This is a genomic window from Puerhibacterium sp. TATVAM-FAB25 (genome assembly GCF_046535855.1).
GTDB classification, from domain to species: Bacteria; Actinomycetota; Actinomycetes; order Actinomycetales; family Cellulomonadaceae; genus Puerhibacterium; species Puerhibacterium variabilis_A.
The window spans coordinates 13,276-37,183 of the sequence record NZ_JAXUAK010000021.1; the positions used below are offsets into that span (position 1 = coordinate 13,276).

The following is a 23,908-nucleotide window of genomic DNA, read 5'->3' on the forward strand; positions in this document are numbered from 1 at the left end:
GGCGGAGGCGCGCGACGGAACGCCACGACGGGGGGACCTGCGCCGCGGCGGGGTGAATTCGGCGCCCTGCGCCTCGTCGGGGGCGGCGCGTAACCTGGTGGGGCAGTCCCGGACCCCCCACCCAGGAGGATCTCCGGGCTCGTCGTCGTGCGCGAGAACGATCGAAGGATCCCCGTGAACCTCACCGGCCTCATCCCCGCCCTGCTCACCGACCCCGGCGCGGCCGCCGCGGTGGAGCACGTCCCGGCGCGCGGCTTCGTCGACGTCGTCGGCCCGCAGGGGGCGCGCCCGCCCCTGCTGGTCGCCGCCTCCGCCAGGCGCCCGCTCGTCGTCGTCACCGCCACGGGCCGGCAGGCCGACGAGACCGCGGCAAGCATCCGGGCCTACCTGCCGGACGAGCGGGCGGACGACGTCGCGGTGCTCCCGGCGTGGGAGACCCTGCCGCACGAGCGGCTCAGCCCCCGCGCCGACACGGTGGCCAAGCGCATCGCCGTGTTCCGCCGCCTGGCGCACCCCGCCGCCGAGCCGGGCCCGACCGGCCCGATCCGGGTGCTGGTCATGCCGGTGCGCGCGCTGCTGCAGCCGGTCGTCGCGGGCCTGGGCGACCTGGTGCCGGTCGAGCTGCACCTGGGCGATACGGCCGACCTCACCGACGTCGCCGAGCGGCTGACCGCCGCGGCGTACTCCCGCGTCGACATGGTGGAGCGCCGCGGCGAGTTCGCCGTGCGCGGCGGCATCCTCGACGTCTTCCCGCCCACCGAGGACCACCCGCTGCGCGTGGAGTTCTGGGGCGACGAGGTCACCGAGATCCGCTGGTTCGCCGTGGCCGACCAGCGCTCGCTCGAGGTCGCCGAGCACGGCCTGTGGGCCCCGCCGTGCCGCGAGATCCTGCTCACCGACGAGGTGCGCGCCAGGGCCGGCGAGCTGGTGGAGCGGCTGCCGGGCGCCGTGGAGATGCTCGACAAGCTGGCCGCCGGCGTGGCCGTGGAGGGCATGGAGTCGCTCGCCCCGGTGCTGGTGGACCGCATGGTGCCCGTGCTCGACCTGGTGCCCGAGGACGCGCTGCTGGTCGTCGACGAGCCCGAGCGGGTGCGCCGCCGTGCCCACGACCTCGTGGCCACCACGGAGGAGTTCCTCGCCGCCGCCTGGACCGGCGCGGTCGCCGGCGGCAAGGCGCCGATCGACCTGTCCGCCGCGTCGTTCTCCACGTTCGCCGACCTGCGCGAGGTCGCGGCCCGGCGCGGGCTGGGCTGGTGGACGCTGTCGGCGTTCGGCCAGGACGCCGAGCTCGGCGACGGCGCCGCCGCGGGCGCCGACGGGGCGGGCGTCGACGCCGACGGCGCCACGACCTACACGGTCGGCGCCCGCGACGTCGAGTCCTACCGCGGCGACATGCAGCGGGCCCTCGACGACGTGCGCGACCTGCAGAAGGCCGGCTGGCGGCTGGTGCTGACCACCGAGGGCCCCGGCCCGGCCAAGCGCATGGTCGAGCAGCTCATGGCGGCCGACACCGCCGCCCGGCTGGTCGCGCGGATGGACGAGGAGCCGGACGGCGGCGTCGTGCTGGTCACCCCCGCGCTGGTCGGCAAGGGGTTCGTCGCGCCCGAGCTGCGGCTGGCCGTGTTCTCCGAGTCCGACCTCACCGGCCGCGCCGGCACCACCACGCGCGACATGCGCAAGATGCCCAGCCGCCGGCGCAACGTCGTCGACCCGCTGCAGCTCAAGGCGGGCGACTTCGTGGTGCACGAGCAGCACGGCGTCGGCCGGTTCGTGGAGATGGTGCAGCGCACCCTCGGCGCCGGCGCGAACGCCGCCACCCGCGAGTACCTGGTCATCGAGTACGCCTCGAGCAAGCGCGGCCAGCCGGGCGACCGGCTGTTCGTGCCGATGGACCAGCTCGACCAGGTCACCAAGTACACCGGCGGCGAGGCGCCCAGCCTCAACAAGATGGGCGGCGCCGACTGGAAGAACACCAAGGCCAAGGCGCGCAAGCACGTGCGCCAGATCGCCGGCGAGCTCATCCGCCTGTACTCCGCGCGCATGGCGACCCAGGGCCACGCCTTCGGCCCCGACACCCCGTGGCAGCGCGAGCTCGAGGACGCCTTCGCCTACGTCGAGACGCCCGACCAGCTCTCCACCATCGACGAGGTCAAGGCCGACATGGAGAAGTCGGTGCCGATGGACCGCCTCGTGTGCGGCGACGTCGGCTACGGCAAGACCGAGATCGCCATCCGCGCCGCGTTCAAGGCCGTGCAGGACGGCAAGCAGGTCGCCGTGCTGGTGCCCACCACCCTGCTGGTGCAGCAGCACTTCGACACGTTCTCTGAGCGCTACGCCGGGTTCCCCGTGACGGTGCGGGCGCTGAGCCGGTTCCAGACGGAGAAGGAGTCCGCCGAGACCATCGAGGGCCTCGCGAAGGGCACTGTCGACGTCGTCATCGGCACCCACCGCCTCATCACCGGCGGGGTGCGGTTCAAGGACCTCGGCCTGGTGATCATCGACGAGGAGCAGCGCTTCGGCGTCGAGCACAAGGAGACGCTCAAGCAGCTGCGCACCAACGTGGACGTGCTGGCCATGTCCGCCACCCCGATCCCGCGCACGCTGGAGATGGCGGTCACCGGCATCCGCGAGATGTCGACGCTGCAGACCCCGCCGGAGGAGCGCCACCCGGTGCTGACCTACGTGGGGCCGTACGAGGAGAAGCAGATCGCCGCCGCGGTGCGCCGCGAGCTGCTGCGCGAGGGGCAGGTCTTCTACGTCCACAACAAGGTCGAGACCATCCAGCGCACCGCCTCGCGCCTGCAGGAGCTGGTGCCCGAGGCCCGCGTCGGCGTGGCCCACGGCAAGATGAGCGAGCACCAGCTCGACCAGGTGATCCGCGCCTTCTGGGAGAAGGAGCTCGACGTCCTGGTGTGCACCACGATCATCGAGACCGGCCTGGACATCTCCAACGCCAACACCCTCGTCCTCGAGCGCGCCGACATGCTCGGCCTGTCCCAGCTGCACCAGCTGCGCGGGCGCGTGGGCCGCGGCCGCGAGCGGGCGTACGCCTACTTCCTCTACCCGCCGGAGCGGCCGCTGACCGAGACGGCGCACGACCGCCTCGCCACGATGGCGGCCCACACCGACCTCGGCGCGGGCATGCAGATCGCCATGAAGGACCTCGAGATCCGCGGTGCCGGCAACCTGCTGGGCGGCGAGCAGTCCGGCCACATCGCCGGGGTCGGGTTCGACCTGTACGTGCGCATGGTCGGCGAGGCCGTCCAGGCGTTCCGCGGGGAGAAGGAGGAGGAGCAGCCCGAGGTCACCGTCGAGCTGCCCGTGGACGCCCACCTGCCGGAGTCCTACATCGCCACCGAGCGCCTGCGCCTCGAGGCCTACAAGAAGATCGCCGCCGCACAGGACGCCGCGGCGCTGGCCGAGGTCCGCGCCGAGCTCGTCGACCGGTACGGGCAGCTGCCCGACGTCGCGAGCGCGCTCTTCGACGTCGCCGACTTCCGCAACCACGCCCGCGAGGCCGGGGTCACGGACGTCACGGCGCAGGGCAAGTACGTGCGGTTCGCGCCGGTGGACCTGCCCGAGTCGGCGCAGCTGCGCCTGCGCCGGCTGTACCCGGGCACCGTCCAGAAGCCCGCGATCCGGGCGGTCCTCGTGCCGTTCCCGACGACGGCGCGGATCGGTGGCCGCCCGCTGCGCGGCGCCGAGGTGCTGGCGTGGGCGCGCCAGCTCATCGACGCGGTGGTGCTGGGCGACGTGTCGGCCGCCGCGTCGGCCGGGACGCAGGCGGCCGCCGCCGGGCGACGCTGACGGGAGCCGTCACCCGCGGGCGATGACACGGGCGCCGCACCGGCACGCCGCCGTCAGCGCGCGGCGCGGGGCCGCCCCCGCGCCGGCGCGCTGGCCGCGTGCGCGGGCGGCGCCGTGCCGGCGTCCGGCGCGGCCTCGCGCCGCAGGACCAGCTCGTGGACCGTCTCGTCCGTGTGGCTGGTCGTCGCGATGCGGGTGGTGCGGAACCCGAGGCAGTCCAGGGCGTTGAGCGCGTCGGCCCAGCGCGCCTCGTCGGGCGGCAGGCCGTGGCTGGTGCGCCGCAGCATGCTCGTGTACTCGGCCTGCACCTCGGGCCGGCCGATGACCTGCACGCCCTGCGGCACACCGTCGCGGATGACGTGCCGCACCCTGACGAGCTCATGAGCGTCCATGCCCGACAGGATCGGCCGCGGCCCGGGCGCTCGCACGGGCACCGTCCGGGCACCGTCCGGGGACCGTCCGGCCACATCCGGTGGCACGCCACGGCGCGGCGGGGCTTGGCGCCGGGGGCGGCGGCACGCAGGATGAGGAGGGGCGCGCGCCCCGGGTGCCCCGCGAGGCGCCCGGGTCCCGGCGCCCGACGACCGGGCGGGCTGGGGGTGCGGCGGACGGGATGAGCGAGCGCGACCTCTTCGACGAGACGACGGAGTCGGTCCTGACGGCCGGCGAGCACCCGCCCGTGGGCCGGTACCGGCTCGACCTCGGCACGGGGCGCTGGGCGTGGTCGGCCGAGATCTACGCGATGTACGGGTTCCAGCCGGGGGAGGTCGTCCCCACCGCGGAGCTCATGCTCTCGCACGCCCACCCCGAGGACCTGGCCCAGGTCGACGCGGTGCTGCGCCGCGCGGCCACGACCGGCGAGCCGTTCAGCGCCGTCCACCGCGTCTACGACGCCCAGCGGCGGCTCCACCTGGTGGTCGTGACCGGCCAGACCCGTCGCGGCCCCGAGGGCGAGGCCGCGACGGAGGTCGCCGGCTACTTCATCGACATGACGGACGTCCACCGCCGGGCCGCGCAGCGGGAGGCGTCCCGGGCGATCCAGGCGTCGGCGGAGCACCGCGGCACGATCGAGCAGGCCAAGGGCATGCTCATGGTGGTCCACGGCATCGACGCCGACGACGCCTTCGGCCACCTCCGGCTCGCCTCCAACCGGCTCAACGTGCCGGTCCGCGAGCTGGCCGACCGCCTGCTGCGCCGGTTCAGCGGCCCCGGGCGCCCGGGCGTGCCCACCGCCGCGGAGGTCGACGCCTACCTGGCCGAGCCGTCGCCGGAGCGGCCCGGGTCCGACGCCGCCCTGGCCTGAGCCGTCGCTCGACCCTCTCCGGGCGTCAGACCTCGCTGACCCGCCCGCCGGCGATCCGCAGGCGCCGCTGCGCCCGCCGCGCCACCACGGAGTCGTGGGTCACCATGACGACCGTCAGGCCCTCCTTCCACAGCCCCTCGAGCAGCTCGACGATCTCGTCGCGCGTCGCCTCGTCGAGGTTGCCGGTCGGCTCGTCGGCCAGCAGCACCGACGGCTCCTTGACCAGCGCGCGGGCGATGGCCACGCGCTGCTGCTGGCCGCCGGACAGCTCGCTCGGCAGGTGCCCGGTGCGCTCGCCGAGCCCCACCTGCTCGAGCGCGGTGCGTGCCCGGGCGGCACGATCGTCCGCGGCGACGCCCGCCGGCACGAGCGCCGTCTCGACGTTCTCCTGCGCCGTCAGGGTGGGGATGAGGTTGAAGCCCTGGAACACGAACCCGATGCGCTCGGCGCGCACCCGGGTCAGCGCGGCGTCGTCCATCGTGGCGATGTCGTCGCCGGCCAGGCGTACGAAGCCCGACGTCGGCCGGTCCAGGCCGCCGAGCATCTGCAGCAGCGTGGACTTGCCGCCGCCGGTGGGGCCCTGGATCGCGACGAGCTCGCCGTCGCCGATCTCCAGGTCCACGTCCTGCAGGGCCTGCACGGTGCGGCCCTTGGCCGCGTAGGTCTTGGTCAGTCCCGCGATCTGGTACATGGTCGGGTCCTTCGGGGGAGAGGTCGGGGGGAGAGGTCGGGAGGTGGGTCGGGAGCGGCCGGGAGGGCCGGTCGGAGGTCAGGCCAGGGAGCGGAGGGCCTCGGCGGGGCGCAGGCGGGCGGCGCGCGAGCCGCCCACGACGCCGGCCAGCAGGCCGCCGAGCAGCGCCAGGCCGACGGCTGCGGCGACGACCCACGGGGTCACCGAGGCGTGCAGGACGACGTCCACCGCCGAGGCCGCGGCGTCGTCGAGCCCGCCGCCCCCACCGAACGGGCCGCCCGGCGCGGCGCCCTGCACCGCGGTGCCGGTGCCCCCGGCCGCCGCTCCGGCGCCCGGGCCGCCGAGCTGGAGGCCGCCGCCCGACGAGCCGCTGAGCGTGATGCCCGCGAGGTTGATCGCCAGGACGGCGACGGCGCCGAGCGCGAGACCCGCGACGCCGCCGACCAGGCTCTGCACCACGGCCTCGCCGGCGACCTGCCCGACGACGCGGCGGCGCCGCCAACCGATCGCCTTGAGCGTGCCGAGCTCGCGGGTGCGGCGGTTGACGCCGGAGACGGTGAAGAGCACCGCGAGGCCGAAGGCGGCCAGGAGGACGACCGCCGACAGCCAGGTGCCGAGGTTGCCCACGAGGCTCGAGGCGGTCGAGAGCGAGCCGGTGACGTCGCCGGCGAGGTCGGACTGGGTGCTGACGCTCGCGTCCGGCAGCGCGGACCCGATCGCGGCGGCGACGGCCTCGACGTCCGTGGCGGAGTCGACGGACACGTAGACGTCGGTCACCTGGTCCGCGAGGCCGGACAGCGTCTGGGCGAGCGCGAGCGGGACGTAGACGTCCGAGGCCGTCGCGACGTCGTCGCCGGTGGTGGAGGCGACGGTGCCGACGACCTCGAGGTCGGTGCCGGCGACGGTCAGCGTGTCGCCCACGGCGAGGTCGCCATGCGCGGCGTACTGCGCGTCGAGCACGGCGACGCGCGCTTCCGCGTCGGCGGCCTCGAGGCCGCGCCCCTCCGCGACCTCGACCGTGGTGAGCGGGCCGACGGCGTCGGCCGCCGGGTCGACCCCCGTGACGGTGAAGCTGCTGACGTCGAACGAGCCGCCGCCGAAGCCGCGGCCCTCGCCGGACGTCGCGCCGTCGGTGGGCGGCGCGGCCTGCGCGCCGTCGGTGCCGTCGGTGCCGTCGCTGGCGTCGCTGCCCTCCAGCGGCGCCTGCGGCAGCTCGCCGGAGAACGAGGTGTTCTCGAGCGACAGGGTGGCCGTCGCGGAGGCCACGTGGTCGAGGCCGGTGATGGTCGCCAGGGTGTCGGCCGCGAACGACGCCGTCCCGCGCTGGACGCTCAGCCGGTCCTGGGACAGCTGGGTGGCGCCGTCGTCGTCCGTGCTGCCCTGGTCCTCGCCGAAGTCGAAGCGGCCGCCGCCGGCGCCGGGCTCGGCCGTCTGCGTGACGGTGACGTCGGTGCCGACGCCGTAGACGGACTCCAGCACGGAGGCCTGGGCGTCGCGCACGCCGGCGGACACCGACGAGACGACGATGACGAGGGCGATCGCGACGGCCAGGCCGACGGCGACGACGGCGGTCTGCTTGCGTCGGTGGCGCAGCTCGCGCCGGAGGTAGGTCATGAACACGGCGTGCTCCCGGGGTGCAGGGGACGGCCCGGTGGCCGTCCGGCGAGGACGGACCGGACGGTAGGGCCGTGACCTGGGGCGACGGTGCCAGGTCGCTGGCAGGACCCTGGGACCGTGCGTGGTCACCGTGACGCCCGGGGACCCCGACGCCGTAGGCTGAGTGCGACCCACACCGATCATCAGAAGGAGCACCCGTGGCTAGCATCGAAGCCGTCGGCGCACGCGAGATCCTGGACTCGCGCGGCAACCCCACCGTCGAGGTCGAGATCGTGCTCGACGACGGGACGTTCGCCCGCGCCGCCGTCCCCTCCGGCGCCTCGACCGGTGCGTTCGAGGCCGTCGAGCGCCGTGACGGCGACAAGGGCCGCTACCTGGGCAAGGGCGTCGAGGGCGCGGTGAACGCCGTCATCGACGAGATCGCCCCGGAGCTCATCGGCTACGACGCCGAGGAGCAGCGGATCATCGACCAGACCCTCATCGACCTCGACGGCACGCCCAACAAGGGCAAGCTCGGCGCGAACGCCATCCTCGGCGTCTCGCTCGCCGTCGCGAAGGCCGCCGCGAAGTCGGCCGGCCTGGACCTGTACCGCTACGTCGGCGGCCCGAACGCCCACGTGCTGCCGGTGCCGATGATGAACATCCTCAACGGCGGGTCGCACGCGGACTCCAACGTCGACATCCAGGAGTTCATGGTCGCCCCGATCGGCGCCTCCACCTTCAAGGAGGCCCTGCGCACCGGCACCGAGGTCTACCACGCGCTGAAGTCGGTGCTGAAGGCCCAGGGGCTGTCCACGGGCCTCGGCGACGAGGGCGGCTTCGCCCCGAACCTCACGAGCAACCGCGCCGCGCTCGACCTCATCCTCTCCGCCATCGAGAAGGCCGGCTTCACGCCGGGCACCGACGTCGCGCTCGCGCTCGACGTCGCGGCGACGGAGTTCTTCTCCGACGGCGCCTACCAGTGGGAGGGCGGCGCCAAGTCGAGCGACGAGATGATCGCGTTCTACGAGCAGCTCGTGGCCGACTACCCGCTCGTCTCCATCGAGGACCCGCTGTCCGAGGACGAGTGGGACGCCTGGTCGGCGCTCGTCGGCCGCGTCGGCGACAAGGTCCAGCTCGTGGGCGACGACCTGTTCGTCACCAACCCGGAGCGCCTCGCCAAGGGCATCGAGCTGCGGTCGGCGAACGCCCTGCTGGTCAAGCTCAACCAGATCGGCACGCTCACCGAGACGCTCGACGCCGTCGAGCTGGCGCAGCGCAACGGCTTCACCACCATGACGTCGCACCGCTCGGGCGAGACCGAGGACACCACGATCGCGGACCTGTCGGTGGCCACCAACGCCGGCCAGATCAAGACCGGTGCCCCGGCCCGCGGCGAGCGCATCAACAAGTACAACCAGCTGCTGCGCATCGAGGAGGCCCTCGACGACGCCGGCCGCTACGCGGGCCGCTCGGCCTTCCCGCGCTTCCAGGGCTGACGCCCCGGAGCCCGCACCCGGCCGGTGCGGGAGGCGCTCCCGACGGCGCCCGGTCGCTCCTGCGGCCGGGCGCCGTCGCGCGTCCCGGCCCGTGCGTGCCGCCCGTCGTGCCAGCACGGGCGCACGCCCTGGCCTGCGCCGGTGCTGACGGACGGTGCACGGCCGCCCGGTTCGCCCGGACTGTGAAGGTTCTGCGGCGGGGTGGGTGAAGACACGTCGCCGCGCCGACGCCGCTGCGGGCGGGCGACCGGCGCGCTGGGCACAATCGACGACGTGCCCACCCGTCGTCCCACCCCGCCGCCTGCGCGTCGCCCGGCGTCCCGCCCCTCGTCGCGCGCGGCGGGCGCCCGGGGCACGGGCGCCCGCGGGGGGTCGGGACGGCCGCGGACGACGGCGCACGGCTCGGTGCCGGCGGCGGCCGCGGCGCCCGCCCCGCGCGGCGCCGCCGGGCGCGCGTCCCGGTCGATGCCCGAGGTGCTCACGGTGCGGCTCATCGTGCTCGCCGTCGTCGTGATGATCGCGGCGGTGCTGCTCGTGCCCACGGTGCGCGCGTGGGTGCAGCAGACCTCGGAGACCAACGCGCTGCGCGCCGAGCTCGCCGCGCACGAGGCGGAGCGCGACGCCCTGGACCGCGAGCTGGCCCGCTGGGACGACGAGTCCTACGTCGTCGGGCAGGCCCGCGACCGGCTGAGCTTCGTCATGCCGGGGGACCACGTGTGGCGCGTGCTGGACGCCGACAGCGTGGTGGAGGACGTCGACCCGGTCACCGGCAAGCCGGTGACCGACGGCGTCGTCGGCACCGACGGCGACTCGGACCGGCCCTGGTTCACGACGCTGTGGGAGTCGGTGCAGGTCGCCGACGGCCCGACGCCGGCGGCGTCGACGCAGTCGTCCACGCGGCCGTCCACGGCGCCCTCGACGGCGCTCTCGACGGCGCCCTCTCCGTCGACCGGCGCGTCGTCCTCGGCGAGCCCCGCGCCGTCGGACGGCTGACGCTCCCGCCGGGCCGGCTGCCGGGCCACCGCTGCCGCACCGCCGCGGGCGGCGGTCCGCGGCCACCGGCCGCCTACGGGACAATGGGGACGTGAGCCACCCCGTCCCCGCCGACCCCACCGACGTCACGCCCGCCGACCTCGAGGTCCTCGCCGAGCAGCTCGGCCGCGAGCCGCGCGGCGTCGTGGGCATCGCCGCGCGCTGCGTGTGCGGCCGCCCCCTCGTGGCGCGCACCGTGCCGCGGCTGCCCGACGGCACGCCGTTCCCCACCACGTACTACCTGACGCACCCGGGCGCCGTCGCGGCGGCCTCGACGCTCGAGGCGAACGGCGTGATGAAGGAGATGACGGCGCGCCTCGAGGAGGACGCCGAGCTCGCCGCCGCGTACGCCCGGGCCCACGCGTCCTACCTCGCCGACCGCGCGGAGCTGGGCCAGGTCGAGGAGATCGACGGCATCTCGGCCGGCGGCATGCCCACCCGCGTCAAGTGCCTGCACGTGCTCATGGCGCACGCGCTGGCCCGCCCGGGCGTCAACCCGCTGGGCGAGGAGGCCCTCGAGCTGGCCGCGCCGACGTGGCGCCGGGACCGCTGCACGTGCTGACCGGCTGCCGCCGTCGGCGCCGGGTGAGAGGGTGGTCCGCGTGACCGAGCCCGCCACCCTGCAGCACCCCGCCGACCCCGCGAAGGGCGGCCGCCGCGTCGCCGCCGTCGACTGCGGCACGAACTCGATCCGCCTCCTGGTGGCCGACGTGGCTGACGACGGCACGCTGCGGGAGGTCGACCGCCGCACCACCATCGTGCGGCTCGGCCAGGGCGTGGACCGCACGGGCGAGCTGCACCCCGAGGCGCTGGAGCGCACCTTCGCGGCGACGCGCGAGTACGCGGAGGCCGTCCGGGCCACGGGGGCGCAGGAGGTCCGGTTCGTCGCCACCTCCGCCACGCGCGACGCGCGCAACCGCGAGGCGTTCGTCGCCGGGATCGTCGACGCGCTCGGGGTCGCGCCGGAGGTCGTCTCCGGCGACGAGGAGGCCGAGCTGTCCTTCCGCGGAGCCACCGGCGCCGTGTCCGCGGCGCACGCCGGGCCGTTCCTCGTGGTCGACCTCGGCGGCGGGTCGACCGAGCTGGTGCTGGGCACCGAGGCGCCCGAGGCGGCGGTGTCGATGGACGTCGGCTCCGTGCGCCTCACGGAGCGCCACCTGCGCAGCGACCCGCCCACCGAGGCGGAGGTCGCCGCCGCGCGCGCCGACGTGCGCGAGGCGCTCGACGCCGCGGCCGCGGTGGTGCCGCTCGGCCGCACGACGACGCTGGTCGGCCTCGCCGGCTCGGTCACGTCCGTGACCGCGTTCGCCCTGGACCTGCCGAGCTACCAGCGCGAGCGGGTCGACGGCGCGCAGCTGACCGTCGAGCAGGTGCTCGAGGCCTGCGACCGGCTGCTGCACATGACGCGCGAGGAGCGCCTCGCGCTCGGGTTCATGCACCCCGGCCGCGCCGACGTGATCGGCGCCGGGGCGCTCGTGTGGGGCGAGGTGGTCGCCCGCGTGCGCGACGAGGTCGCCGCCCAGGGCGGTGCGCTCACCGGCGTCGTGACGAGCGAGCACGACATCCTCGACGGGATCGCCCTCTCCGTCGCCTGACGGCGTCCTCGCGCGTCCTCACCCAGGCCTCCGCACACCCCGGTACGCCGACGGCGTGTCGGGGCGTGCCCGCGACCGCTAGTACGCATCGCGCGGGTACGGCTACGACGTCGTGCGCCGCCTGCGGGCGCAGGGGCTGCACGACGTCGGCGACGCCTCGGTGTACGGCACGCTGCGCCGGCTGTACGCGGCCGGCGCGCTGACCAGCTACGTCCAGCCCTCGATCGAGGGCCCGCACCGCAAGTACTACGGCATCACCCCGCACGGACGGGCGATGCTCGCGACCCGGCGCAAGGAGTGGCAGGAGTGACCACCGGAAACCTGCTCGACGCCCACGTCCGCGGCTACGCCCAGGCCGTGCGCCTGCACCTGGCCGACCTGGGGCCCGAGGTCGTCGAGGACCTCACCGACGGCCTCGAGGCCGACCTGGCCGAGGCGCTGGCCGACCGGATGCCGTGGCCGTTCCTCAAGGCGCCGACGGCCGTCGCGCCGGCCGACGCGCCGGCTGCGGAGCCTCTTCCGGAGGGTGCGACGACGGCGGCCGCGTCCCGCTGAGGCGGCGTTCCGGGCGCCTCGCCGTTTGTTGCCCCGGGCGACGCCGTGTGAGATGCGAGACGCCCGCCTGCGGGGACGCCGGGCCGCCGTAGACTGGCCTCATGCCTCAGAACGACCTGGCCACGGTCGACGCTGCCACGAAGCCGACCCCGACGCCCCGCCCCCGCAAGGTGCCCCGCATCGTGGTGCTCGGTGGTGGGTCCGTCGGGCTCTACGTGGCGCGCCGCCTGCGCAAGAAGCTGAAGAAGAGCGAGGCGGCGATCGTCGTCGTCGACCCTCGCCCCTACATGACGTACGCGCCGTTCCTCCCCGAGGCCGGCGCCGGGTCCATCGACGCCCGTGACGTCGTCGCCCCGCACCGTCGTGCCCTCAAGGGCATCGACGTGCTGCAGGGCATGGTCGTGAACATCGCGCACGGCGACAAGCGCGTCACGATCCGCCCGGAGGAGGGCCCGGACTACGAGGTCTCGTACGACCAGCTCGTCGTCGGCCTCGGCTCCGTCTCCCGCACCCTGCCCATCCCGGGCCTGGCCGAGAACGCCATCGGGTTCAAGAACGTGGAGGAGGCCATCGCGGTCCGCAACCACGTGCTCAACCGCATGGACGTCGCCTCGTCCACCTGGGACCCCGAGCTGCGCAAGAAGATGCTCACCTTCACGTTCGTCGGCGGCGGGTTCGCCGGCGTCGAGGCCATCGCCGAGATCGAGGACATGGCGCGCTACGCCACGCGCCACTACCCGACGATCGAGCCCGAGGACCTGCGCTTCGTGATGATCGAGGGCGCGGGCCGCATCCTGCCCGAGGTCTCCGAGCCCATGGGCCAGTGGGCCCTGGAGGAGATGCAGAAGCGCGGCATCGAGTTCCACCTCAACACGTTCCTCAGCTCGTGCGTCGACGGCCACGTGGTCACCTCCACCGGCGTGGAGTTCGACACCGAGACGATCGTGTGGACCGCCGGCGTCAAGGCCAACCCGGTCATCAAGGAGGCCTCGGACCTGCCCTTCGACAAGATGGGCCGCGTCATCGTGCTGCCGACGCTGCAGGTCGCGGACGAGGACGGCAACGTCGTCCCCGACGCCTGGGCCGCCGGCGACTGCGCCGCGGTGCCGGACGTGCTGAACCCGGGCAAGTTCTGCCCGCCGAACGCCCAGCACGCCATCCGCGAGGCCACCAAGCTGGCCGACAACATCGTCGCGGGCTACCAGGGCCAGCCGGTCGAGGAGTACTCGCACAAGAGCGTCGGCGTCGTGGCCTCCCTGGGCCTGTACAAGGGCGTCGCCGAGCTCTTCGGCTTCCTCAAGCTCAAGGGCCCGCTCGCGTGGCTGGCGCACCGCGGCTACCACGTCATGGCGATGCCGACGGGCAACCGCAAGCTGCGCATCCTGGTCGGCTGGATCGGCCAGTTCCTCATGGGCCGCGAGGTCATCTCGCTCGGCTCCGTGCACGACCCGCGCGAGGAGTTCCGCCGCGCGTCGGTGCCGCCGGCCAAGCCGGGCGAGAAGGTGGAGCAGAAGGCGACGTCCTCCGCGGTCTCGGCCGCCGAGGGCAAGCCGGTCGACGCGGACGACGCCGACAAGGTGGGCGCCCAGAAGTGGTGACGCGCTGACGCGCTGACGCGCTGACGCACCGACGGCGGCGGCCGGGACCTGCGGGTCCCGGCCGCTGCCGTCCTCGTCCCGCCTTACGCCCTGAGCGGACCCGGGGGCGGAGCCGGGCGCGAACCGGTGCGCCGGCGCGCGGCCCGCCGGTAGCGTGACCGCATGAGCCTGCCGACGGTTCCGCGCCCCTCCGCTCCCGCCGCGGAGCCGCTCCTGCGCGACCTCGTGGGGGCCGTGCTGCGGCGCGAGCGGCGCCGGCAGGAGCGCACCCTGCAGGACGTCGCCGCCGCGGCGCGGGTGTCCACCGCCTACCTCTCCGAGGTCGAGCGCGGCCGCAAGGAGGCCTCGAGCGAGGTGCTCGCCGCCGTCTGCGGCGCTCTCGGCCTGGCGCTCCTCGACCTCGTGGCCCGCGCCCATGCCGAGCTCGCCGTGGCCCGCGCCCGGGCCGCCGGCCGGGTGCTCGATCTCACCGCCGGCCCCGGCGCCGCGGCGGTGCACCCCCTCGCCGCGCAGCCGCCCGGCGGCCGGGCCCTCGGCCAGGTCGCCGACGTCGTGGTCCTCGCGGCCTGACGGCGCCCGCCCGTCACGCCGCGGCGACGGCCGCCGCGGGCAGCTTGCGGGAGGTGAGCACGGCGTCGGCGACGCCGTACTCCACGGCCTGGGCCGCCGACAGCACGAGGTCCCGGTCGGTGTCGGCACGCAGGCGCTCGGGCGACCGGCCGGTGTGCCGGGCGAGGATCTCCTCCGTGTCCGCGCGCAGCCGCAGCACCTCGGCCGCCTGGATCTCCAGGTCCGACACCGTGCCCTGGCCCCCGCCCGAGGGCTGGTGCAGCAGCACGCGGGAGTGCCCGAGCACCGCCCGCTTGCCGGGCGCCCCGGCCGCGAGCAGCACGGCTGCCGCCGACGCCGCCTGGCCCAGGCACGTCGTCGCCACGTCGCAGCGCACGAACTGCATCGTGTCGTAGACGGCGGTCATCGCCGTGGCCGAGCCGCCGGGGGAGTTGATGTACAGGTCGATGTCGAGGTCCGGCGCCTCGGACTCCAGGTGCAGCAGCTGGGCCATGACGACGTTGGCGACGCCGTCGTCGATCTCCGTGCCGAGGAAGATGATCCGCTCGCGCAGCAGCCGGCTGAAGACGTCGTAGGCCCGCTCGCCGAGCGGGGTGCGCTCGACGACCGTGGGGATCGTGTAGGTCGACATCACAGCCCCGCCTTCCGCCCGGCGGCGGTCGGGCGCACGTCCTCGACCGTCTCGACGATCCGGTCGGCCAGCCCGTACTCGACCGCCTCCTGGGCGGTGAACCAGCGGTCGCGGTCGGCGTCGGCGGTGACCTGCTCGACCGTGCGGCCGGTGTGCCGGGCGGTGAGCTCGTGCACGACGCGCTTGGTGTGGGCCAGGTTCTCGGCCTGGATGGCGATGTCGACGGCCGTGCCGCCGATCCCGGCCGACGGCTGGTGCATGAGCACCCGGGTGTGCGGCAGCACGTACCGCTTGCCCTTCGTGCCGGCGGTGAGCAGGAACTGGCCCATGCTCGCCGTGAGGCCGAAGCCCACGGTGGCGACGTCGTTGGGCAGCAGCCGCATGGTGTCGTACACGGCCAGGCCGGCCGAGACGGACCCGCCGGGGGAGTTGACGTACAGGGCGACGTCCGCGCGGGGATCCTCGGCGGACAGCAGCAGGAGCTGCGCGCAGACGCGGTTGGCGACGGCGTCGTCGATCTCGGTGCCGACGACGACGATGCGTTGGTGCAGCAGGCGGGCCGTCAGCTGGTCGTCGAACGCGGACGGAGGGGCCGGGGGCTCGGTGCTCGCGGTGGGTGGCGTGCCGGCCGGGGCGGTGGGGGCTGGGGTGGCGCTCGCGGCGCTCGGTGCGGTGGTCATGGCCCCACCGTGCGGCCGCGCGCGGCGGGCAGGGGAGGGGTTTCTGCCCGCGGCACATCTGCCGAGGGCAGAGCCGCCCGGCGCGCGAGGTACGGTCGGTGCCGACGCCGCGCGCCCGTGGTCGTGCCGCGCCGTCGCCCCCGTAGCCCAACTGGCAGAGGCAGCCGGCTTAAACCCGGCCCAGTCCCGGTTCGAACCCGGGCGGGGGCACCCTCTCCATCGACGCTCGTCCTTCGGTCCCGCGCGTGGACCGAGATCAGTCGGCCGCGCCGACGACGACCTCCTCGCCGACCTGCTCGTGGTCCGCCACGACGCCGTCGGCCCGCGCGAGGTGCTTGCGGCCGAACGTGACGACGAGCGTGGACACGACCAGCACCAGCACGCCGAGGTAGAACGGCGTCGCGGTGGTGCCGGTGGCCTCGGCGAGCCAGGACGCCAGCGGCGGCGCGACGGCGCCGCCCACGAAGCGCACGCCGGAGTAGGCCGACGACGCGACGCCGCGGGGCAGGTCGGTGGCCTCCATGGAGCACTCGGTGAGCACCGTGTTGAGGATGCCGAGGAACAGGCCGCCCACCACGATGAGGACGATCAGCGCGGTCGCGCTGGTGTGCAGGATCCCGGCCAGCAGCAGCACCACCGCGTACAGCGGGATGACGGTGCGCAGGACGACAGAGCGGCGCAGGCGCCGGGTGAGCAGCGGCGCCACGAGCACCGAGGTGACCGCCAGGGCCAGGCCCCAGCCGAAGAAGACGTAGCCGAGGGTCAGCGCGTCGGAGACGCCGAGCGGCTGCAGCGCGAACGGGGCGTAGGCCAGCAGCACGAAGAAGCCCATGTTGTAGAACAGCGCGGCGATCGCCATGACCCGCAGGCCGGGCACCGCCAGGCCGCGGAACGGCGCCGAGAGCCGGGTGGGCTGCGGCCTGTCCGGGGTGCGCAGCATCGTGACGATCGCGACGAACGCCACGGCCATGAGCACGGCCGTGCCGAAGAACGGGCCGCGCCACGAGACGTCGCCCAGTAGGCCGCCCGCGAGCGGGCCGACCGCGAGGCCCACGCCCAGCGCGGCCTCGTACAGGATGATCGCGTTGGCGGCGCCGCCCGACGCCGCGCCCACGATGCTGGCCAGGGCGGTCGAGATGAACAGGGCGTTGCCCAGGCCCCAGCCGGCGCGGAACCCGATGATCTGCCAGACCGTGGCGCTGGACCCGGCGAGGGCGGCGAACACCACGATGACGGCCAGGCCGACGAGCAGGGTGCGGCGGGCGCCGATGCGGCTCGAGACCCAGCTGGTGAAGAACATCGCGACACCGGTGACCAGCAGGTACGTGGTGAACAGCAGCGACGTCTGCGTGGGCGTCGCGCGGGTCGCCTCGGCGATCGCGGGCAGGATCGGGTCCACCAGGCCGATCCCCATGAACGAGACGGTGGCGGCGAACGCGATCGCCCAGACCGCGAGCGGCTGCTTCAGCAGGGAGCCGCCGCTCCCGTCGTGCGCGCCGGCCTTCGAGGCGCTCCCGGCGCCCTCCGTGGCCCGGCTCGCCGGGGCCCTGTCCACTGCGGTCACTTCTCGCGTCCCTTCGGGTCGGATCGTCGCTGCTGCGTGCGCGTCGCGTGCTCGCCGCCTTGCGGCCCCGCGGCGGCCGCGCGGAGCCGTCGCTCCGCGCTCTCGACTCTCGAAGGTACTTACCCAGGCTAACAATGTCAATGCCTGAGGCAACTATCTCGCCTCGAGCGTCACGACGGCGCGACCGCCGGCATCCGGGGGCGGTCGCGACCGGTGACTGCCGACGCCCACGGACGTACGCTCGAAGGTGCGGGGGCAGCGCAGATCCCGACCTCGGCACCAGCGCCCCGGCGGCGCGTCGGGGCCCGACCCACCCGTGCAAGGACGTACCTCGGAGGGGTCCCGTGCGCGCCCCGCGCCACCTGACGTCCGTCGCCGTCGTCGTGCTCACCGCCCTCGTGGTCGGCGCGGTCGTCCTCGTCTCCTCGCTCCTGCCGGCGTACGCGCCCAACGAGCCCGAGGTCCTGGCGTCCGGCCTCGACGGCGGCGCCGGCAGCACGGTCGGGCCCGGCGGGGACCTGTACGTCGTCGAGCCGGACGCCGGCGAGCTGGCGCGGGTCGACCTGCGGACCGGGGAGGTGGAGACGGTCGCGACCGGCCTCCCGTCCCGCCGGGCGGGGTCGCCGGGCGGGACCGTCGACGTCGCCTTCCTCGGCGCCTTCGCCTACGTCCTGGTCAGCGACGCCGACGGCCTCGCCGGCCTGTACCGGATCGGCGCCCCCGGGACCGTGCACCTGGTCGCGGACATCGGCGCGTGGTCGGGCCGGCACCCGCCGGCGGGGGAGTACGTCGTGCCGACCGGGGTGCAGGACGCGCTCGAGCGCCACCACGGCAGCTTCCTGGTCAGCGACGGCCACCACGGCCGCGTCCTGCGCGTCGCGCCGGGCAACGCGATCGAGGAGCTGGTCGCGTTCGGCCGCGACGTCGTGCCGACCGGGCTGGAGGCGGCGGGCAGGTCCGTCCTGGTCGCCCAGGCGGGCCCCCTCCCGCACCTGCCGCACGACGGGCGCCTCGTCGCCGTCCACCCCGAGACCGGCGCCACCCGGCTCGAGACGGACGGGGCGCCCCTGCTGGTCGACGTCGAGGGCGGCCCGCTGGGGCTGTACGCGCTCTCGCAGGGCACCTTCCACCTGGGAAACCCGGCCCACGCCCCGGCGGACCCGCGCACGGGCCAGGTGCTCGTGGTCGGCCGCGGCGGCGCCCTCGAGACCGTCGCACGGGGGCTGGACCGGCCGACGTCGCTCGAGGTCGTGGGAGACACGGCCTACGTCGTGACCGCGGACGGGACGGTGTACACCGTCGCCCTCGACGTCGGGGCCTCCTGACGCCGCTCGGCGTCGGGCCGGCTGCAGGACGGGCCCGGTCAGCCCGGCGCGTCGAGCATCTCGAGGTAGTGCGGGTCGTGCATGGCGCCCAGGACGTTGCCGAACGGGTCGACGACGGAGGCCGTGGCGAAGCCCGCCTCGCGCGGCGTCAGCTCCTCGTGCGCGGTGGCGCCCATCGCGAGCAGCCGCTCCAGCGTGGCGTCGAGGTCGTCGACGTGCCAGAGCACCACGGCGCCGGCCGGCGTCGGGGCGTCGGGGCGCGGGGCGAACCGGCGGTCGACGATGCCGAGCTCGTCCTGGTGGTCGCCCACCCGGAGCTCGACGTACGCGGCCGGCCCCTCCTCGGGCCGCACGACGTAGGGCTCGACGCCGAACAGCTCGGCGTACCACCGCGCGGCGGCGACGTCGTCGGCGTAGCAGCTCACGGTGGCGAGACCTCGGAACATGGCGGTCCATCCCTCCTCGTCGGCACGGTCCTGCGGGGCGCGCCGGGCGCCCGCGACCACTGTGCCGCGTTGGCGCGGCGCCGGGATCGCGCCGGGGGAGGCGGCGGTCCGGTCGCGGCTCAGGGGAGCGGGCGCCAGCCCGCCTCGTCGTGCCCGCCGGGGATCTCCACGTCCGGGTCGTACGGCGCGCGGGTGAAGCAGAACGTGCCGACGTCGATCGCCGTCGCGCGCCCGGCCCGCTCGACGACGCGCAGCGTCTCGCCGCGCCAGTAGCCGCCCACCGTGCCGACCCACTCCCGCGGGCCGGTGCGCGCGAACTCCGACGCCCGCCCGCCGGGCCGCGCGGCCGTGAGGGCCAGCCCGCCGTCGGCCCCCACCGTGAGCGTGAACGGCTGCGGGCCCCAGTACCAGGTCCCTGCCAGCCCGAGCACGTCGTCGGCCCGCGCGCCCGCCGCCACGCCCGCCGCCGCGCCCGACGGCGTCGCGAACGGGTCGGCGGCCGCGACCGGCTCGGCCTCGGCCAGCGTGGTCAGCAGCGACGTCGCCTCGCCGAAGCCCGCCGTGGACGACCCGCACACGGCCACGACGTCGCCCGTGACGACGTCGGCACGCAGCGCCGCCGTGAAGCCCGGCACCGACCCGCCGTGCCCCACGGTCCGCACCCCGTCCTCGTGGTGGACGCTCACGCCGAGGCCCCAGGCCGTCGTCCACGGCGCCGCGGGCTCGTCGACGACGACGAGCGGCGCGCACGCCCGGCGGCGCGCGGCGAGCGGCAGCACGGCGTCGCCGCCGCCCGGTGACCCGGCGTCGTGCGCCGCGTCCCAGGCGCCCGCCGGGCCGGCCGCCACGAGCCAGGATGCGAAGCGCACCAGGTCCGCGGGCGTCGACCAGACCTCGCCCGCCGCCCCCATCGCCCCGTAGCCCGCGACGGGTTCGGCGTGCACCAGGTCGGCGTGCGGGTGCACCGCGAAGCCCGCGACGTGCGGCCCCGCCGGCAGGCGCCCGGTCGAGCGCATCCCCAGGGGCGTCCACACCTCCTCGTGCAGCACGGCGTCCCAGGCGCGCCCGTGCACCCGCTCCAGCAGCCGGCCCAGCACGGCGAAGCCCACGTTGGAGTAGTGGTGCTGCCCGCCCGGCGCGGCCAGCGACACCAGGCGCGCGAGGTCCTCCCACGTCGTGCCGCCCGCGCGCTCCCACCAGGCGCCGGCCGGCTCCGCGGGCAGCCCCGAGGTGTGCGTGAGCAGCTGGACGAGGGTCGCTCCGGAGGCGGGCGCGTCCGGCAGGTACCGGGCCACCGGGTCCTCGAGCCGCACCACCCCGGCCGCCGCGAGCCGCAGCACCGCGACGGCGACCATGGGCTTGGTGATCGAGCCGACGCGGAAGACGTGCTGCGGCCCGACGGCGGGGGAGCGGCCCGCGTCGTCCGGGGCGCCGGTCACGCCGACGGCGTCCGCCCACGCCACCCGCCCGGCGCGGCCCACGGCCGCGGACAGCGCGGGCACCCGCGCGGCGCGGCGGCGCCCGGCGGTCCAGGCGGACAGGGCGGCGGTGGTCGAGGCGCTCAGCACGCGGGCCAGGCTAGCGGTGCCCCGCGCCAGGGCCCGGACCCGGGGAACCCCTCAGGCACGGGCTGCGTTGGTCCGAGCGACTGACACGACAGCGGCGTCGTGCGCCACCCGACCACGACTGGAGTGCTCCGTGTCCCACCTCGCCCGGTTGTCCCTGGCGAACCGTGCCGTCGTCGCGCTGGCGACGGTCGCGGTCTTCGTGCTCGGCGTCGTCTCCCTGGGGTCCCTGCGCCAGGAGCTCATCCCGTCCCTGCAGATCCCGCAGGCCGCCGTGGTGACCACCTACCCCGGCGCCGCGCCCGACGTGGTCGCCGACCAGGTCAGCGAGCCGCTCGAGACCGCCGTCCAGGGCGTCGACGGCGTCGAGGCCGTGAGCTCGACCTCGTCCACCGGCATGTCGGTGACCACCGTGGAGATGACGTACGGCACCGACATGGACGCGGCCGCCACGCAGCTGCGCGGCGCGGTCGACCAGATCCGCCGCCAGCTGCCCGAGGACGTCGACCCGCAGGTCGTCACAGGGTCGGTCGACGACCTGCCCGTGCTGCAGCTCGCGGTGTCCCGCGCGGGCGGGGGCGACGAGCTCGACGACGCCGCCCTCGCGGCGCTGGTCGAGGACACGGTCGTGCCGCGCCTGGAGGAGGTCGACGACGTCCGCGGCGTCAGCGTCTCCGGCGTCGCCGACCAGGAGGTCCGCATCGACACCGACCCCGCGGCGCTCGCGGCGGCCGGCCTGACGACGGCGCAGCTCGGCACGCTGCTGGAGGACAACGGCGCGGTGGTGCCCGCCGGCACGGTGGCCGACGGCGACACCGAGCTCAGCGTCCAGGTCGGCTCGGCGGTCGGCTCGGTCGACGACCTCGCCGCCCTGCCGCTGCCCGGCGCGGCCGGCCCCGACGGTCCGGTGACGCTCGGCGACGTCGCCGAGGTGACCGAAGGGCCGCAGGAGGCCACCTCCTACTCGCGCCTCGACGGCGAGCCGTCGCTGGGCGTGGCGGTCACCAAGACGCCGCAGGGCAACACCGTCGAGGTGTCCCACGCCGTCGCCGCCGCGCTCGAGGAGCTGCGGCCGGTGCTCGACGAGCGCGGTGTGCGCACCGCCGTCGTCTTCGACCAGGCGCCCTTCATCGAGGAGTCGATCCACGGGCTGGCCACCGAGGGCGGGCTCGGCCTCGTGTTCGCCGTCGTGGTGATCCTGCTGTTCCTCGCCTCGATCCCCTCGACGCTCGTCTCGGCGGTGTCCATCCCGCTGTCGCTGGCCGTGACGTTCGTGGTCATGCAGCTGACCGGCTACACGCTGAACATCCTCACGCTCGGCGCCATGACCATCGCCATCGGCCGCGTGGTGGACGACGCGATCGTGGTCATCGAGAACATCAAGCGCCACCTGTCCTACGGCGAGGACAAGCGTCAGGCGATCCTCACCGCGGTGCGCGAGGTCGGTGGCGCCATCACCGCCTCCACGGTGTGCACCGTGGCCGTGTTCGCGCCGATCGCGTTCGTCTCCGGCATGGTGGGCGAGCTGTTCCGGCCGTTCGCCATGACGGTCGCCATCGCCATGCTCTCCTCGCTCGTGGTGGCGCTGATGGTGGTGCCGGTGCTGGCGTACTGGTTCCTGCGCAGCCCGCAGGGCGCGCAGGCCGACGGCGGCGCGGCGGTGCGCGAGGCGGCCGAGGCCAAGGAGCGCCGCGGGCTGTGGCAGCGCGCGTACGTGCCGAGCCTCGCGACGGCGCTGCGCCGGCCGTGGGCCGTGGTGGGCGTGGCCGTCGTGGTGCTGGCCGGCACGGTGGCGCTCGTGCCGCGCATGGAGACCAGCTTCATCGGGGACTCGGGCCAGAACACCCTGACCGTCACCCAGACGTTCGACGCCGGCACGGCGCTGGACGCCCAGGACGACGCCGCCCGCCAGGTGGAGGGCGTGCTCGGGGACGTGGCCGGCGTCGAGACGGTGCAGACGACGGTGGGCAGCGGCGACGACGCGATGGCTGCGTTCGCCGGCGGCGGCGCCGCGCCGCAGGCGTCGTTCGCCGTCACGCTCGGCGCCGACGTCGACGCGGAGGCCACGCGCGGCGAGGTCCGCGACGCGCTCGCCGACGCCGGCGTGCCGGGCGACATCCAGGTGTCCGGCGGCGAGTCCGGGTTCGGCGGCTCCACCGTCGACCTCGTGGTCACCGCCCCGGACGCCGAGGCGCTGTCGCAGGCCGCGTCGGCCGTGCAGGACGCCGTCGGCGACGTCGACGGCGTCGCCGAGGTGGCCAACAACCTCTCCGCGGCCACCGAGCGCGTCCAGGTGACGGTCGACCGCGCGGCCGCGGCCCGGGCCGGCCTCACCGAGGCGCAGGTCAGCGGCGTGGTCGCCGGGCAGATGGGCGACCGGACGATCGGCCGCGTGGACCTGGGCGAGGGCCCGGTCGACGTCGTCGTGGCCGCCGAGGACGCCCCCGCGACCGTCGACGAGCTGGAGGACCTCGTGGTGCCGACGGCGGCGGGCGTCGTCCCGCTGACCGACGTGGCCGCCGTCGAGCGCGTCGAGGCGCCCGCCTCGGTGACGCGCGAGGACGGCCGGCGGTCGGCGACCGTGTCGGTCACGCCGGCCGGCCAGGACCTCGGCTCGCTCACCACGGCGCTCACCGCGGCGGTGGACGGCGTCGAGCTGCCCGCCGGCGCCGCCGTCGAGGTCGGGGGGGTGGCCTCCCAGCAGGCGGACGCGTTCGCCGACCTGGGCCTGGCCCTGCTGGCGGCGATCGCCATCGTCTACCTGGTCATGGTGGGCACGTTCCGCTCGATGGTCCAGCCGCTCATCCTGCTGGTGTCCGTGCCGTTCGCCGCGACCGGCGCCTTGGTCGCGCTGCTGGTCACCGGCACACCGCTGGGCGTGCCCGCCCTCATCGGCGTGCTGATGCTCGTGGGCATCGTGGTCTCGAACGCGATCGTGCTCATCGACCTCGTCAACCAGTACCGCGAGCGGGGGCGCACGCTCGACGACGCCGTCCGCGAGGGCGCCCGCAAGCGCCTGCGGCCGATCGTCATGACGGCGGCGGCGACGATCTTCGCGCTCACGCCCATGGCGCTCGGCATCACCGGCGGCGGGTCGTTCATCAGCCGGCCGCTGGCGCTCGTGGTCATCGGCGGGCTGGTGTCCTCCACGCTGCTGACGCTCTACGTCGTGCCGGCGATCTACACGATCGTCGAGCGGCGCAAGGAGCGGCGGGCCGCCCGGCGGCGACCCGCGCCGCGGGCCGACGCCGCGGCCGGGACGGGCGCGACCGCGGCGGCCGCCGCGGGCGAGGAGCGCCGCCCGTACACCGCCCAGCACGCCAGGGTGGATCCCGCCTGACGCGACGGGACGCCGCGGCAGCGGCGGCCCGGCCCGTGCCGGCCCCGACCGGCCCGGCGAAGGACGGACGGACGGCGGCGCCCCCCTGCGCCGCCGCCCGCCCGCCGGTGA

Annotated in this window: 19 protein-coding genes, 1 tRNA gene and 1 pseudogene; 13 read left to right on the forward strand and 8 right to left on the reverse strand. The window is 75.5% G+C overall.

Going from position 1 to position 23,908, the window contains the following annotated elements; all coding sequences use genetic code 11:
• The first annotated feature begins 174 nt into the window (after positions 1-174).
• The gene (mfd, locus tag U5M74_RS14800) at positions 175-3,807 is read left to right on the forward strand and encodes a transcription-repair coupling factor (protein ID WP_410909692.1); all 3,633 of its coding nucleotides are present in this window, start codon (positions 175-177) and stop codon (positions 3,805-3,807) included.
• A gap of 53 nt (positions 3,808-3,860) precedes the next feature.
• Here the strand turns inward: mfd and U5M74_RS14805 are convergent, their stop codons facing one another.
• Entirely contained in the window at positions 3,861-4,199 is a 339-nt protein-coding gene (locus U5M74_RS14805; RefSeq protein WP_410909693.1) for a hypothetical protein, read from the reverse strand.
• A gap of 221 nt (positions 4,200-4,420) precedes the next feature.
• Here U5M74_RS14805 and U5M74_RS14810 point away from each other — a divergent pair, with 221 nt between their 5' ends.
• Positions 4,421-5,110, forward strand: a complete 690-nt coding sequence (locus tag U5M74_RS14810) for a PAS and ANTAR domain-containing protein (RefSeq protein ID WP_410909694.1) — start codon at positions 4,421-4,423, stop codon at positions 5,108-5,110.
• A gap of 25 nt (positions 5,111-5,135) precedes the next feature.
• On the opposite strand, the gene U5M74_RS14815 is transcribed toward U5M74_RS14810, so the two are convergent.
• Positions 5,136-5,801 (reverse strand): ABC transporter ATP-binding protein, encoded by a 666-nt coding sequence (locus tag U5M74_RS14815; RefSeq protein WP_410909695.1) that lies wholly within the window; start codon positions 5,799-5,801, stop codon positions 5,136-5,138.
• 78 nt (positions 5,802-5,879) lie between these two features.
• Positions 5,880-7,415 (reverse strand): ABC transporter permease, encoded by a 1,536-nt coding sequence (locus tag U5M74_RS14820; RefSeq protein WP_410909696.1) that lies wholly within the window; start codon positions 7,413-7,415, stop codon positions 5,880-5,882.
• A 200-nt stretch (positions 7,416-7,615) separates the two neighbouring features.
• On the opposite strand from U5M74_RS14820, the gene eno reads away from it, so the two are divergent.
• The 8 genes and pseudogenes from eno to U5M74_RS14860 all read left to right on the forward strand — a co-directional run bounded on the left by eno (position 7,616) and on the right by U5M74_RS14860 (position 14,246).
• Positions 7,616-8,896 (forward strand): phosphopyruvate hydratase, encoded by a 1,281-nt coding sequence (gene eno / locus U5M74_RS14825; RefSeq protein ID WP_410909697.1) that lies wholly within the window; start codon positions 7,616-7,618, stop codon positions 8,894-8,896.
• Positions 8,897-9,361: 465 nt separating this feature from the next.
• Positions 9,362-9,889, forward strand: a complete 528-nt coding sequence (locus U5M74_RS14830; protein ID WP_410909698.1) for an FtsB family cell division protein — start codon at positions 9,362-9,364, stop codon at positions 9,887-9,889.
• Between the two features lie 91 nt (positions 9,890-9,980).
• Positions 9,981-10,490 carry a DUF501 domain-containing protein gene (locus U5M74_RS14835; protein ID WP_410909699.1) on the forward strand — a complete coding sequence of 170 codons (510 nt, stop codon included), beginning with the start codon at positions 9,981-9,983 and terminating at the stop codon, positions 10,488-10,490.
• Between the two features lie 40 nt (positions 10,491-10,530).
• Entirely contained in the window at positions 10,531-11,523 is a 993-nt protein-coding gene (locus U5M74_RS14840) for an exopolyphosphatase (protein WP_410909700.1), read from the forward strand.
• A 94-nt stretch (positions 11,524-11,617) separates the two neighbouring features.
• Positions 11,618-11,833, forward strand: a pseudogene (locus tag U5M74_RS14845) (PadR family transcriptional regulator); the annotation flags it as partial.
• Positions 11,830-12,078 (forward strand): hypothetical protein, encoded by a 249-nt coding sequence (locus U5M74_RS14850; protein ID WP_410909701.1) that lies wholly within the window; start codon positions 11,830-11,832, stop codon positions 12,076-12,078. The pseudogene U5M74_RS14845 and the gene U5M74_RS14850, both read left to right, overlap by 4 nt.
• A gap of 101 nt (positions 12,079-12,179) precedes the next feature.
• On the forward strand, positions 12,180-13,676 hold the full coding sequence (locus U5M74_RS14855; RefSeq protein ID WP_410909702.1) for an NAD(P)/FAD-dependent oxidoreductase: 1,497 nt from the start codon (positions 12,180-12,182) through the stop codon (positions 13,674-13,676).
• A 162-nt stretch (positions 13,677-13,838) separates the two neighbouring features.
• Positions 13,839-14,246, forward strand: a complete 408-nt coding sequence (locus tag U5M74_RS14860) for a helix-turn-helix domain-containing protein (protein ID WP_410909703.1) — start codon at positions 13,839-13,841, stop codon at positions 14,244-14,246.
• Between the two features lie 13 nt (positions 14,247-14,259).
• Here the strand turns inward: U5M74_RS14860 and U5M74_RS14865 are convergent, their stop codons facing one another.
• Entirely contained in the window at positions 14,260-14,877 is a 618-nt protein-coding gene (locus U5M74_RS14865) for a ClpP family protease (protein ID WP_410909704.1), read from the reverse strand.
• Positions 14,877-15,557 carry a ClpP family protease gene (locus U5M74_RS14870; protein ID WP_410909705.1) on the reverse strand — a complete coding sequence of 227 codons (681 nt, stop codon included), beginning with the start codon at positions 15,555-15,557 and terminating at the stop codon, positions 14,877-14,879. Before U5M74_RS14870 ends, U5M74_RS14865 begins: the two co-directional genes overlap by 1 nt.
• A 136-nt stretch (positions 15,558-15,693) precedes the next feature.
• Here U5M74_RS14870 and U5M74_RS14875 point away from each other — a divergent pair.
• A tRNA-Leu gene (locus tag U5M74_RS14875) sits at positions 15,694-15,767 on the forward strand.
• A gap of 46 nt (positions 15,768-15,813) precedes the next feature.
• Here U5M74_RS14875 and U5M74_RS14880 read toward each other — a convergent pair.
• Positions 15,814-17,112: an MFS transporter gene (locus tag U5M74_RS14880; RefSeq protein WP_410909706.1), complete on the reverse strand. Its 1,299-nt coding sequence runs from the start codon at positions 17,110-17,112 to the stop codon at positions 15,814-15,816.
• Positions 17,113-17,465: 353 nt separating this feature from the next.
• Between U5M74_RS14880 and U5M74_RS14885 the strand changes: the two genes are divergently transcribed.
• Positions 17,466-18,446, forward strand: coding sequence for a hypothetical protein (locus U5M74_RS14885; RefSeq protein ID WP_410909707.1), 981 nt, complete (start codon positions 17,466-17,468; stop codon positions 18,444-18,446).
• Between the two features lie 38 nt (positions 18,447-18,484).
• Here U5M74_RS14885 and U5M74_RS14890 read toward each other — a convergent pair whose 3' ends face one another.
• Positions 18,485-18,892: a VOC family protein gene (locus tag U5M74_RS14890; RefSeq protein ID WP_410909708.1), complete on the reverse strand. Its 408-nt coding sequence runs from the start codon at positions 18,890-18,892 to the stop codon at positions 18,485-18,487.
• A gap of 119 nt (positions 18,893-19,011) precedes the next feature.
• Positions 19,012-20,460: a serine hydrolase domain-containing protein gene (locus U5M74_RS14895; protein ID WP_410909709.1), complete on the reverse strand. Its 1,449-nt coding sequence runs from the start codon at positions 20,458-20,460 to the stop codon at positions 19,012-19,014.
• Positions 20,461-20,590: 130 nt separating this feature from the next.
• On the opposite strand from U5M74_RS14895, the gene U5M74_RS14900 reads away from it, so the two are divergent.
• Positions 20,591-23,797, forward strand: a complete 3,207-nt coding sequence (locus U5M74_RS14900) for an efflux RND transporter permease subunit (RefSeq protein ID WP_410909710.1) — start codon at positions 20,591-20,593, stop codon at positions 23,795-23,797.
• Positions 23,798-23,908 lie beyond the last annotated feature (111 nt).

Bases quoted from the DNA above. Each gene is read 5' to 3' on its own strand.
- U5M74_RS14810 (WP_410909694.1), top strand. From the start codon at position 4,421: ATGAGCGAGCGCGACCTCTTCGACGAGACGACGGAGTCGGTCCTGACG.
- U5M74_RS14860 (WP_410909703.1), top strand. From the start codon at position 13,839: ATGAGCCTGCCGACGGTTCCGCGCCCCTCCGCTCCCGCCGCGGAGCCG.
- U5M74_RS14805 (WP_410909693.1), bottom strand. From the start codon at position 4,199: ATGGACGCTCATGAGCTCGTCAGGGTGCGGCACGTCATCCGCGACGGT.
- U5M74_RS14830 (WP_410909698.1), top strand. From the start codon at position 9,362: ATGCCCGAGGTGCTCACGGTGCGGCTCATCGTGCTCGCCGTCGTCGTG.
- U5M74_RS14855 (WP_410909702.1), top strand. From the start codon at position 12,180: ATGCCTCAGAACGACCTGGCCACGGTCGACGCTGCCACGAAGCCGACC.
- U5M74_RS14870 (WP_410909705.1), bottom strand. From the start codon at position 15,557: ATGACCACCGCACCGAGCGCCGCGAGCGCCACCCCAGCCCCCACCGCC.
- U5M74_RS14890 (WP_410909708.1), bottom strand. From the start codon at position 18,892: ATGTTCCGAGGTCTCGCCACCGTGAGCTGCTACGCCGACGACGTCGCC.
- U5M74_RS14815 (WP_410909695.1), bottom strand. From the start codon at position 5,801: ATGTACCAGATCGCGGGACTGACCAAGACCTACGCGGCCAAGGGCCGC.
- U5M74_RS14865 (WP_410909704.1), bottom strand. From the start codon at position 14,877: ATGTCGACCTACACGATCCCCACGGTCGTCGAGCGCACCCCGCTCGGC.
- U5M74_RS14820 (WP_410909696.1), bottom strand. From the start codon at position 7,415: ATGACCTACCTCCGGCGCGAGCTGCGCCACCGACGCAAGCAGACCGCC.